Source organism: Pseudomonas oryzihabitans, assembly GCF_032027545.1.
In the GTDB taxonomy this organism is placed as follows: domain Bacteria; phylum Pseudomonadota; class Gammaproteobacteria; order Pseudomonadales; family Pseudomonadaceae; genus Chryseomonas; species Chryseomonas oryzihabitans_F.
This window is the reverse complement of sequence record NZ_JAVSJB010000011.1, coordinates 64,680-76,898: the sequence shown is the minus strand read 5'-3', so window position 1 is coordinate 76,898 and position 12,219 is coordinate 64,680. Positions and strand designations below refer to the sequence as shown.

The following is a 12,219-nucleotide window of genomic DNA, read 5'->3' as shown; positions in this document are numbered from 1 at the left end:
CGCTTTGACACCCCGACCACCCAACGGGTTAAATCCCTAGGTTGTTCAACCCTTTGCCCTAGGAGTCGCGCTTGGACGCCGTCACCATCAACAGTTTGTTCTTGATCGGTGCGGTGCTGATCGGCCTGTCGATTCTGGTCAGCTCGATTTCCTCGCGGATCGGCATCCCGATCCTGGTGATCTTCCTGGTGGTCGGCATGTTCGCCGGGGTCGACGGGCCCGGGCACATCGCCTTCGACAACTATCCGATGGCCTACCTGGTAGGCAACCTGGCACTGGCGGTGATCCTGCTCGACGGCGGCATGCGCACCCGGGTGTCGAGCTTCCGGGTGGCGCTCTGGCCGGCGTTGTCGCTGGCTACCGTGGGGGTGATGATCACCACCGGCCTGACCGGCGTCGCCGCGGCCTGGCTGTTCGATCTCAGCCTGCTGCAGGGCCTACTGATCGGTGCCATCGTCGGCTCCACGGACGCCGCGGCGGTGTTCTCCCTGCTCGGCGGTCGCGGCCTCAACGAACGGGTCACTGCCAGCCTGGAAATCGAGTCGGGCAGTAACGACCCCATGGCGGTGTTTCTCACCGTCACCCTGATCGAGATGCTCGCCAGCGGCCAGAGCGGCTTCACCTGGAGCCTGCTCGGCCACTTCGTCAGCGAATTCGCCATCGGCGGCGTCATCGGCCTGGGTGGCGGCTGGCTGCTGCTGCAGTTGATCAACCGCATCCACCTGGCCGACGGCCTCTATCCGCTGCTGGCCATCAGCGGCGGCCTGCTGATCTTCGCCCTGACCAACGCTGCCCACGGCAGCGGCATCCTCGCCGTGTACCTGGCCGGCCTGCTGCTGGGCAATCGGCCGATCCGCAGCCGGCACAGCATGCTGCACATGCTCGACGGCATGGCCTGGCTGGCGCAGATCGGCATGTTCCTGGTGCTGGGGCTGCTGGTGGAACCGCACAACCTGCTGCCCATCGCCCTGCCCGCCCTGGGCCTGGCGCTGTGGATGATCCTGGTCGCCCGCCCACTGTCGGTGGCCATCGGTCTGCTGCCCTTCCGAGCCTTCCACGACCGCGAGAAGGCCTTCATCGCCTGGGTCGGCCTGCGCGGCGCGGTACCCATCATCCTGGCGGTCTTCCCGATGATGGCCGGTTTGCCCCAGGCGCAGCTGTTCTTCAACGTCGCCTTCTTCATCGTGCTGGTGTCGCTGCTGGTGCAGGGCTCCAGCCTGCCGCTGGCGGCCAAGCTGCTGAAGGTGACCGTCCCTCCGGAACCGGCCCCCTTCTCCCGCGCCGGCCTGCAGGTGCACCCCACCAGCGAGTGGGAGCTGTTCATCTATCGCCTGGGCGCCGAGAAATGGTGCATCGGCGCGGCCCTGCGCGAGCTGAAGATGCCCGAGGGTACCCGCATCGCCGCGCTGTTCCGCGGCGAGACGCTGTTGCACCCCTCCGGCAGTACCACCCTGGAGGCCGGCGACATCCTCTGCGTGGTCGGTCACGAGCACGACCTGCCGGCCCTGGGCCGGCTGTTCAGCCAGGCGCCGCAACAGACCCAGCGCTTCTTCGGCGACTTCGTCCTGGAGGCCGACGCCGAACTCAGCGCCGTGGCCGCGCTGTACGGCCTGCAACTGGGCGACGTGGACGGTAACCAGCGTCTCGGCAGCTTCATCACCCACGAGATCGGTGGCGAACCCATCGTCGGCGACCTGGTGGAATGGAACGGCCTGGTGTGGATCGTCGCGGCCATCGAGAACAAGCGCGTGCGCAAGGTCGGCGTGAAGTTTCCCGAAGGCCAGAGCAGCGGACCCGCGCTCTTTCTTTAACCGTGGATGAACAGGGTTCGCGGCTTGCACGGTGCCGCCTTGCGCCCTCGGCAGCACCGCTTTAACCTCGCGCCTTTCCACTGCCCGACGCCTGCCGCATGCACCGCCTGTCCGCTCTGCTCCGTGCTGCCGCCCTCTGCAGCTGCCTCTTCACCTTCCCTGTCGTCGCCCAGGATTCCGGGCCGCCCGATGCGCAACAGGTCCAGCAGAGCCTGGACGGCCTGGCCGCGCGCAAGCTGCCCGCTGCCGAGCAGGCCGCCGCCCAGGACAGCCTGCAGCAGACGCTGAAGCTGCTCGACCAGCGCGACCAGTACGTCAAGCAGCTGGCCGACCTGCGCCAACAACTGGCCCAGGCGCCGCAGCAGACCAAGGATGCCCAGCGCCAGCTCGCCCGGCTGCGCGCCGAACCGGTCAAGCCGGCCGAGCAGCGCTATGCCGGGGCCACGCCCCAGGCCCTGGAGCAGCGCCTGAGCGAGACCAGCCTGGCGCTCAACAGCGTGCAGGACGACCTCAACGCGGCCAACAGCCTGGTGATCAACGCCCAGACCCGCCCCGAGCGCGCCCAGGTGGACATCGCCAACCTGCAGACCCGGCTGCAGCAGATCGCCGACCTGCTCAAGAGCGGTCGCGAGAACGCCAAGCCGCTGACCGCCGAGCGCCGTGACCAATTGCAGGCCGAGCAGGCAGCCGCCGGCGCCCAGATCCAGTTGCTGCGCCAGGAGCTGGCCGGCAACAGCGTGCTGCAGGACCTGGGCGCCATCCGTCGCGAACTCTTCACCGAGCAGGTCAAGCGCTACGAGCAGGAAACCCTGGACCTGCAGACGCTGATCAGCGGCAAGCGCCGCCAGCAGTCGGAGAAGACCCTGGCCGAGGCCTCACGGGAGTCGGAGAAGACCGCCGGCGATGATGTCCTGTCCCAGGAGACCGGCCTCAACCTGCAACTCTCCGACTACCTGCTGCGCGCCACCGACCGCCTCAACGACCTCAACCGGCGCAACCTCGAGGCCCGCCAGCAGCTGGATCAGCTCAAGCAGACCAGCGAAACCATGGAGCAGCAGATCGGCGTGCTCAAGGGCAGCGTGCTGCTCTCCAAGCTGCTCTACCAGCAGCGCGCCGCCCTGCCGTCGGTCAAGCTGAACAAGGACCTCACCGACGACATCGCCGACCTGCGCCTCTACCAGTTCGAGCTGAACCAGCAGCGCGCCCAGATCGCCAATCCCGACAGCTACGTCAGCGACCTGTTGGCCCAGCAGCCACCGGAAAAGGCGACGCCCCAGCTGCGCCAGCAACTGCTCGACCTGCTCAAGACCCGTAGCGAACTGCAGGAACGCCTGAACACCGAGCTCAATGCCCTGCTCAGCGAGTCCATCGACCTGCAGCTCAACCAGCGTCAGCTGCAGAGCACCATCACCAACCTGCGTGGCACCCTCGACGAGCAGATGTTCTGGATTCCCAGCAACAAGCCGCTGGACTGGAACTGGGCCAAGACTGCCCCGCTCAAGCTGATGCAGCAACTGCGCGACGTACCCTGGGGCTCCAGCCTGCACGAACTCTACGTGGGCCTGGCCGAGCGGCCGCTGCTGCTGGTGCCTCTGGTATTGGCCTTCGCCACCCTGATCTGGCAACGCCCGCGCATCCATGCCCGGGTCAGCAAGCTCAACCAGGACATCGGCCACTACCAGCGCGACAGCCAGCTGCACACGCCCCAGGCCATCCTGCTCACCATTCTGCTCGGCCTGCCGGCGAGCCTGGTGCTCTGGCTGGGCGGCGTGGCCCTGGAGGGTGACGAACGCGGGGTCAACGCCGCCATCGGCGCGGCCCTGCTGGAAATCGCCGCCGGTTGGCTGGTGTTCTATACGGTGTATCGCCTGCTGGCCTCCGGCGGCGTGGCCGAGACCCACTTCCGCTGGGCCCGCCCCCAGGCCCAGTCCCTGCGGCGCCTGGTGCGCCGCGTAGGCCTGCTGGCCCTGGCGCTGATGGCGGTGGTGGCCATCGCCGAACGTCAGCTGGCGGGGCTCGCCGACGACGTCCTGGGCATCCTCATCGTGCTGGTGGCCTACGCCAGCCTGGCCTGGATGCTGGGTCGCTCCCTGCTCAATGCCACCGCCCGCGAGCGCCTGCCGTTCTTCCGCCTGCTGCTCGGCCTGATGATCACCGCCATCCCGGCCGTGCTGTTCTTCGCCGTGCTGTTCGGCTACTACTACACCGCGCTCAAGCTCACCGACCGACTGGTGGATACCCTCTATGTGCTGATGGCCTGGATCATCCTGGAAGCCACCCTGGCCCGCGGCCTGAGCGTGGCCGCCCGGCGCCTGGCCTACCAGCGCGCCCTGCAGAAGCGCCAGGCGCAGCAGGAAGATGCCGAGGGCGTCGAGGTGGTGCAGGAGCCGACCCTGGACATGGAGCAGGTCAACCAGCAGTCCTCGCGCCTGCTGCGCCTGAGCCTGCTGCTGGCCTTCCTCGGCGTGCTCTACCTGGTCTGGGCCGACGTGGTAGCGGTGTTCTCCTATCTGGACAACGTCACCCTCTACCAATACACCAGCGGCACCGGCGCTACCGCCACCGAGGTACCCCTGACGCTGCGGGTGTTCATCATCGCTCTGGTCATCGCCGGCCTCACCGTCGCCCTGGCGCGCAACCTGCCCGGCCTGCTGGAGGTGCTGGTGCTGTCGCGGCTCAACCTGGCCCAGGGCAGCGCCTACGCCACCACCACCCTGCTCTCCTACGTCATCGTCGGGGTCGGCGTCGTCACCACCCTGGCGACCCTCGGAGTGAGCTGGGACAAGCTGCAGTGGCTGGCTACGGCCCTCTCCGTCGGTCTGGGTTTCGGTCTGCAGGAGATCTTCGGTAACTTCATCTCCGGCCTGATCATCCTCTTCGAGCGCCCAGTGCGCGTGGGCGACCTGATCACCATCGGCAACGTGACCGGCACGGTGAACAAGATCCGCATCCGCGCCACCCACATCACCGACGCCGACCGCAAGTCGGTGGTGGTGCCCAACAAGACCTTCGTCACCAGCCAGCTGATCAACTGGACGCTGACCGACACCGTCACCCGCATCGTGCTGACCTTCGGCATCAACCGCGGCAGTGACCTGGTCGAGGCGCAGCGCCTGATCATGCAGGCGGTGAAGGAGAACTCGCGGGTGCTGCACGACCCCGAGCCCTCGCTGTACATCATCCACTACGGCGCCAGCACCCTGGACCACGAGCTGCGCATCTATGTGCGTGAGCTGGGCGACCGCAGCGCCGCCACCGACGAGCTGATCCGGCGCATCGACCAGTTGCTGCGCGATGCGGGCATCAACCTGCTGTCGACCCCGCAGATGGAGATCACCCTGAAGAATCGCCACGGGGCGGAGAAACAACTGGGCAAAAAGTCTTTCCTACCTGAAGAGGATGCCCAGCAGGAGGCCGAGGATCCCAAGTCACCCAAGGCCTGACGGCCCTCCGCGCGGACATTTCGGGATACCCATGAAACAGCTGCTCGACCTGACCTTCGACAACAGATTCGCCCGCCTGGGCGATGACTTCTCCACCCACATCGAGCCCCGGCCGCTGGACGATCCGCGGCTGGTGGTCGCCTCCCCCGCGGCCCTGGCGCTGCTGGACCTGGACCCGGCGGTGGCCGAGACGCCGGAATTCACCCAGGTGTTCGCCGGCGCCCAGCTGTGGGACAGCGCCGAGCCCCGGGCGATGGTCTATTCCGGCCACCAGTTCGGCTCCTACAACCCACGCCTGGGCGATGGCCGCGGCCTGCTGCTGGGCGAGGTGGTGAACGAGCGTGGCGAGCATTGGGACCTGCACCTCAAGGGTGCCGGCCTTACCCCCTTCTCGCGCATGGGTGATGGCCGCGCGGTGCTGCGTTCATCCATCCGCGAATTCCTTGCCTCAGAAGCCCTGCATGCCCTGGGCGTCCCGACCACCCGCGCCGGTTGCGTGATCGGCTCCTCGACCCAGGTGGTCCGCGAGCGGCTGGAAACCGGCGCCACCCTGCTGCGCCTGGCACCCAGCCACGTGCGCTTCGGACACTTCGAATACTTCTACTACACGCGCCAGCACGAAGTGCTGCAGCGCCTGGGCGAGCACGTGCTGGCGGCGCACTTCCCACACCTGCAAGGCCAGCCGCAACCCTGGGCAGCAATGTTCCGCGAGGTGGTGGAACGTACCGCGGCCCTGATCGCCCACTGGCAGGCCCATGGCTTCTGCCACGGGGTGATGAATACCGACAACTTCTCCATCCTGGGCCTGACCTTCGACTTCGGCCCCTATGCCTTCCTCGATGACTTCGACGCCCATTTCATCTGCAACCACTCCGATCACACGGGCCGCTACTCCTACAGCAACCAGGTGCCCATCGCCCATTGGAACCTGGCGGCCCTGGCCCAGGCGCTGACGCCCCAGGTTGAGGTGGAGGAGCTACAGCAGGGCATCGCCCTCTTCCTGCCGCTGTATCAGGCCCACTACCTGGACCTGATGCGCCGCCGGCTGGGCCTGCAGGAAGCCCGGGAAGAGGACCAGGAACTGATCGAGCGGCTGCTCGCGCTGATGCAGCAGGGGGGCGTGGACTATTCGCTGTTCTTCCGCCACTTGGGCGAAGAGGAGCCCGGCGCTGCGCTCGCCCGGGTGCGGGAGGATTTCATCGATCTGCGCGGCTTCGACGACTGGAGCCAGGCCTATCGCACCCGCCTGGACGCCGAAGGCGGCTCGGCAGCGGAGCGGACAACGCGCATGAACGCGGTGAACCCGCTGTATGTGCTACGCAACTACCTGGCCCAGCAAGCCATCGAGCAGGCCGAAGCAGGGGACTACAGCGAGGTGCGGTTGCTGCACGAGGTGCTGTCGCGTCCCTTCGAGGCCCAGCCCGGGCGGGAACGCTTCGCCCAGCGGCCGCCGGACTGGGGCAAGCATCTGGAGATCAGCTGCTCGTCCTGAGGACTGGCCCCGGCAAGGCGCCCGAACTCAGGCGCCGTCGACCTGGAAGACGTGCCGCAGATAGTGCAGGAAATCCGGCTCGCCGCCCTGGGACTTGCCCGGGGCGTCGGAAATCTTGGCCACCGGCTGGCCGTTGCAGCGACTCATCTTGAGCACCATGTTCATCGGCTGCACCCCAGGGATGTCGCAGGTGAAATGGGTACCGATGCCGAAGCTGACGTTGATCCGCTCACGTAGCGCCCGGAACAGGGCGAGCGCCTTTTCCAGGTTGAGCGAATCGGAGAACACCAGGGTCTTGGTCAGGGGATCTATGCCCAGTTGCTGGTAATGGGCGATAGCTTTCTCCGCCCACTGCAGCGGATCGCCGCTGTCGTGGCGCAGGCCGTCGAACAGCTTGGCGAAGTAGAGATCGAAGTCACGCAGGAAGGCGTCCATGGTGATGGTATCGGTCAAGGCGATACCCAGCTGGCCGCGATACTCGCGCACCCAGCAATCGAGCGCGGCGATCTGGCTGTCGATCAGCCGTGGCCCCAGCTGCTGGTGGGCCATCAGCCACTCGTGGGCCATGGTGCCCAGGGGCGCGACGCCCAGCTCCCAGGCCAAATGCACGTTGCTGGTGCCGACGAAGCGACCGGGAAAGTCGTCCCTCAGGCTGCGCACCACCATTTCCTGTACCCCGTAGGAAAAACGCCGCCGGGTGCCGAAATCGGCCATCTTGAATTCGGCCAGCTCGTCGGCGCCCGCCTCTCGGGCCAGCCAGTCGAACTTGCGATAGAGCTGGTCCCGGGCCACCTGCAGCGGCAGCTCGGCATGCCGTTGGCGATTGCGCACCTCGCTGATCAGCGCCAGGATTGGCACCTCGAAGAGGATGAGATGCAGCCAGGGGCCCTTGAGGGTCAGGGTGAAACGTCCTTCTTCCTCGCCGAGGAACACATAGGACGGATTGAAACGAAACAGCCGCAGGAAACGGATGAAGTCGGGGGTGATGAAAGGGATGCGCTCGAGGAAGGCCAATTGGCTGTCGCTGATGGCGACGTCGGCGAGGGCGTCGATTTCCGCCTGGATAGCCTGATGATAGGGCCGCAGGTCTTCGTCGTTACGGCAACGAAAGGCCCACTCCACTTCCGCATTGGGATAGTTGTGCAGGACGGCCTGCATCATGGTGAGCTTGTAGAAATCGGTATCCAGCAGACTTTGCACTGCCCGCTCGGAAAAACTATCGGCCATCATTGGCTGGACTCGGCAGCTATGGATCGATCGACAGCATGCCGAACTTGACTGACGAGTGAAAGGACCTTAGAGCCTGTTCATAATCTCGCGAGCTAGAGCCAAACAAGGCGAAAAGGCCTGAGGAAGCGGAGTTTACGAGTGGTAAATGAGCATTCCGAAGGCATTTTCAACGCGGTTTGGCCGACGCGCAGCAGATTTTGAACAGGCTCTGAGCGCTCACGGGAGTCAGCGGTTATGGGTCTGGGTCATGCCGAAGAGGAACAGCAGCAGGTCGTGGCTGCCGGTGTTGGAGGTGCTCAGGTTGCGGGCGACCGGGGTCTGGCAGTAGTCGAGCCCTTCGCTGCCGACCACCACCGCCGCGGGTCGTAGCCAGCTGGCATAGGCCAGCGTGGTGACGCCGCAAAAAAGCGCGATCAACAAACCTCGAGTAATTTGTGAAGTCATGACTCCAACCCTCTGATTTTCCGCCCCAACGCCTGTTGATAAACGTAAATCAGAGTTCGCCATTGCGCAGCATTCCACGACGAATGGCGGCGTAATTGCAGCATATCCCGACGGGCGGCAGTCTCCAACGACAACCGCTGCCGGCATTTCTCCAGATCCAGTAGAGCGATGGCGAATTCCTTGCCTTCGGCCCCCTGACGTTCGGTGACGAAGATGTGCTTGGGATAGAGGCAGCCATGCTGCCAGCGGTGCTGGTGCATCCGCGCCAGGACTTCGCCCAGGGTGGTCAGGAAACGCTCGTGTTCGGCCTCGCTGAGCTGGCTGCCGCCCCCCTGCGCGTACCAGTGATCGAGATCCTGGTAGCCGTCCAGCGCGGCGCTGACCAACAGCGCACGCCAGCCGCCCGCGGCATGCTGGGCATCGCAGAACAGCAGTTCGGGCACCTGGATGCCAAGGTCGCGGAAGGCCAGCAGGGCGTCGCGCTCGCGCAGGGCGGTGGGACGCCCCAGGGGATGACGCAGGCTGCGATAGAGGTGGCCGACCTGGCGCTTGACGTAGGCCAGGGTGCCGTCGGGCAATCGCAGGCGCTGGACGCCGCTCTCGCCACCGCGTCGTACGTTGGGCGCTTCCACCCAGTCGCCAGTGGTGTTCCACCACTGATCGAAACGCCCTTCTCCCCGCGTCGCGGCTCCCATCGACTACCTCTCTCTTATTCTCTAACGAGTTCAGCTGGCCTTGCGCAGGACATAGACCCGCCACATGGCGTAGCCCGGCAGGAAATCCAGGGTTCGGTCGACCACGAAACCAGCCTGGGCGACTTCCGCCTCGAACTGAGCACGCTCGACGATGAATCTGTTCTGATAACCGCCACGGTCGCGGCCCTGGGCTTGACGCCGACGTTCCAGCGCCTTGCGCCGCCAGGCCTTGAAATTGCCATCGACCCAGAGCGACAGGATGACGCTGTCGCGGGTCACGCGGTGGAACTCCTGCAGCAGCGCCAGTCGGTCCGCCGATTCGCCCACGTGGTGCAACAACCGCATACAGAAAATGCAATCTACAGAATTGTCGGACAAGTCGATAGAGAAAGCCGACGTCTGCAACGTCTTGACCCGGGCTACCACCTCTGCCGGCTGCTGCGCGCAGGCGGTGGCCAGCATGTTTTCCGAATAGTCGGCACCGATGATCACCCGATTGCGCTTCTCCGCCAAGAGCGGCCAGAAGCGACCGGCGCCGCTGGGCAGGTCCAGCACCAGGTTAGGCTGGCCGGCGATGTTCAGGGCCTGCCGCGCCAGTTGCTCGTCGCGCCAGTGGGACAGGCGCCGGGCCAGACCATCCTGGTGCTTCAGGTAGTACTGGCGGGCGTGGTCGGCGTCGTACTTTTGCGAAAAGGGCAGGTCGATGGGCGCTTTCACGAAGGCGGCTCCTGGGGCGTAGGAAGATGTCGCTACCCTAACCAGGAGCCTGTCAAACGCCGGTCAAGCCATTGTGAAAATTCTGTAACGCTAGTGTGGTGCTTCAGAAGTTAACTACACAATTTTGGCGGCGCTTTTTTGGCTTAGGCGTCGTTGCCACTCCTCGCCATAGCCCTGCTATGACTCGTCGCGGCGCCTAGCCTAAGTCAAAAAATCACCTGCCAATTCTTGCCCGAACTTCTGAAACACCACACTAGCCCGTTATCCTGTCGTGTCCCAGGTCGATCTCGAAGCGACAACCGCCGGTCGAACTCTCCCCCAGCGCCACGCTCCAGCCCTGCAGCTGACAGATCCGTCGAACCAGCGACAGCCCCAGGCCGAGTCCTTCCCCGCGCCCCTCGGCGCCACGCACGAAGGGTTGGAACATGGCTTCGCGCTGTTCTTCGGGAATGCCTACGCCACTGTCTTCCACCACGAAGCCGTGGGCACCGACCTGCAGGGCGATGTAGCCACTCTCGGTGTAGTGCAGGGCATTGCGCAGCAGATTGCTCATCACCGAGCGCAGGAAGGGCTCGTGCCACAGATAGGCGTCCGCCTCGGGTGCCACGCTCAGGTGCCAGCGCAGGCCCTTGGCCTCCACCGCCGCGCGCCACTCGCCGGTCTGCCGTCGCGCCGCCGCGGCCAGGGACGCCCGCGGCGCCTGGCCATCGCCGTCACCCTGGTTGCGGGCCAGCGCCAGGAAGGTCTGTACCAGCTCCTGCATCTCGCGCGCGGCGCGGGTCATGCGCTCCAGCGGCCCCTGGGCCCGCGGTGGCAGGTCGGGCGTGGCGGCCAGCAGCTCGCAGGAGGAATGGATGACCATCAGGGGGGTGCGCAACTCATGGCTGACGTCGCTGGTGAACAGCCGCTCGCGGGCCAGGGCGGCGCGCAGGCGGTCGAAGGCGTCGTCGAAGGCGCCCGCCAGTTCGCCTACTTCATCCTTGGCGTAGTCCGGCGCCAGCGGCGGCGTGACATCGAGGATCTGGTCGCGGCGACGGACCTGGCGCGCCAGCCGCACCACCGGGGCGATCACCCGCCGCGCCAGGGCCCAGCCCAGCAGCCAGGCCAGGGCCACGCTGATCAGGAAGCCACCCAGCACTACCTTGTAGAGCAGCCGCTCCCGCGCTTCGAAATCGCTCTGGTTCTGCAGCAGGACGAAGTGATTGCCATCGATCTCGGCCACGTAGGCATAGAAGTACTGCTGGTCTTCCTCTACCTCGCTGAAACCCTCGGGCAGGTCACGCAGGTGCTCGGGCAACTGCGCCACCTCGGCCAGGGGCACGTAGTACAGCCGCATGTCGGGGTCCAGCACCGGCTGCCCCCCCCTGCGCATGTCGCGCTGCACCATGCGCTCCAGCTCGTTGCGCAGGTCGGTGGAGATCAGCCGCTCTTCCACGGTGTGTACCACCGCGACGATCCCCAGGGAAAACACGCCGCCGACCAGGAAGGTCATCAGGACGAAGGCGATGACGATCCGCCGCGACAGGCTCAGGTGGTATTCCATGCTCAATCCTGCTCGACCAGCTTGTAGCCCACGCCATGGATGGTGCGCAGCAACGGCTGCGCGAAGGGTTTGTCGATGATCTGCCGCAACTGGTGGACATGGCTGCGCAGGCTGTCGCTGTCCGGATAGTCCTCACCCCAGACCGCCTCCTCCAGCACCTCGCGACGGACCACATGGGGCGACTTCTGCATCAGCAGGGCGAGAATCTTCAGCCCGATGGGGTTGAGCTTGAGTGGCTTGCCGGCCCGGCTCACCTCCAGGGTGTCGAGGTCGTAGCTGAGATCGGCCACTTGCAGCTGGCGGCGCCCACCGCCCTTGGTGCGACGCATCACCGCCTCGACCCGAGCCGCCAGCTCGGACAGGGCGAAGGGCTTCACCAGGTAGTCGTCGGCGCCGGAGCGGAAGCCCTCCAGGCGATCGTCGAGCTGGTCGCGGGCAGTGAGCATGATCACCGGGGTATCGCGCCGGGCATCCTGGCGCAGCCGCTGGCAGAGGGTGTAGCCATCGATGCCGGGCAGCATGATGTCGAGGATCAGCAGGTCGTAGTGCTCGGTCGCCGCCAGGTGCAGACCGGAGAGCCCGTCCTGGGCGCAGTCCACGCTGTAGCCCTTCAGACTGAGGTAATCCAGCAGGTTGCTGAGGATGTCTTTGTTGTCTTCCACCACCAGGATACGCATGTCGCTGACCTCTGCTGCGGATCGCCTGCGCGGCCCGCACTAATTCTGTTCGCTATCCAGCCTAACCGTCGTCACTGGACTCGGCCAGCCAAGGCCGACCTGACTGCCGATGCTCCGCAGGCTGGCCAGCTCGGTCGGAGGCCTGGAAGGCGGCCATAAAAAACCCC

9 protein-coding genes are annotated in these 12,219 nt (G+C 65.7%); 3 read left to right on the top strand and 6 right to left on the bottom strand.

The window, feature by feature from the left end:
- Positions 1-71 precede the first annotated feature (71 nt).
- From RND78_RS18270 to selO, 3 genes are all read left to right on the top strand, one after another.
- Positions 72-1,811: a potassium/proton antiporter gene (locus RND78_RS18270; protein WP_312730963.1), complete on the top strand. Its 1,740-nt coding sequence runs from the start codon at positions 72-74 to the stop codon at positions 1,809-1,811.
- Between the two features lie 98 nt (positions 1,812-1,909).
- Complete coding sequence (gene mscK, locus RND78_RS18265; RefSeq protein WP_312730961.1) at positions 1,910-5,254, top strand: mechanosensitive channel MscK; 3,345 nt, start codon at positions 1,910-1,912, stop codon at positions 5,252-5,254.
- A 31-nt stretch (positions 5,255-5,285) separates the two neighbouring features.
- Positions 5,286-6,746 (top strand): protein adenylyltransferase SelO, encoded by a 1,461-nt coding sequence (gene selO / locus RND78_RS18260; RefSeq protein ID WP_312730960.1) that lies wholly within the window; start codon positions 5,286-5,288, stop codon positions 6,744-6,746.
- A gap of 27 nt (positions 6,747-6,773) precedes the next feature.
- On the opposite strand, the gene pncB is transcribed toward selO, so the two are convergent.
- From pncB to RND78_RS18230, 6 genes are all read right to left on the bottom strand, one after another.
- A complete protein-coding gene (gene pncB / locus RND78_RS18255; RefSeq protein WP_312730958.1) occupies positions 6,774-7,976 on the bottom strand; it encodes a nicotinate phosphoribosyltransferase in 1,203 nt (400 codons plus the stop codon).
- 225 nt (positions 7,977-8,201) lie between these two features.
- On the bottom strand, positions 8,202-8,393 hold the full coding sequence (locus RND78_RS18250) for a hypothetical protein (RefSeq protein WP_312730956.1): 192 nt from the start codon (positions 8,391-8,393) through the stop codon (positions 8,202-8,204).
- Between the two features lie 23 nt (positions 8,394-8,416).
- Positions 8,417-9,115 carry a lipopolysaccharide kinase InaA family protein gene (locus RND78_RS18245; protein WP_312730955.1) on the bottom strand — a complete coding sequence of 233 codons (699 nt, stop codon included), beginning with the start codon at positions 9,113-9,115 and terminating at the stop codon, positions 8,417-8,419.
- Between the two features lie 30 nt (positions 9,116-9,145).
- Positions 9,146-9,832, bottom strand: a complete 687-nt coding sequence (locus tag RND78_RS18240; RefSeq protein ID WP_312730952.1) for a class I SAM-dependent methyltransferase — start codon at positions 9,830-9,832, stop codon at positions 9,146-9,148.
- 253 nt (positions 9,833-10,085) lie between these two features.
- A complete protein-coding gene (locus tag RND78_RS18235; RefSeq protein ID WP_312730950.1) occupies positions 10,086-11,375 on the bottom strand; it encodes a HAMP domain-containing sensor histidine kinase in 1,290 nt (429 codons plus the stop codon).
- 2 nt (positions 11,376-11,377) lie between these two features.
- Positions 11,378-12,052, bottom strand: a complete 675-nt coding sequence (locus tag RND78_RS18230) for a response regulator transcription factor (RefSeq protein ID WP_059225924.1) — start codon at positions 12,050-12,052, stop codon at positions 11,378-11,380.
- Positions 12,053-12,219: the final 167 nt, after the last annotated feature.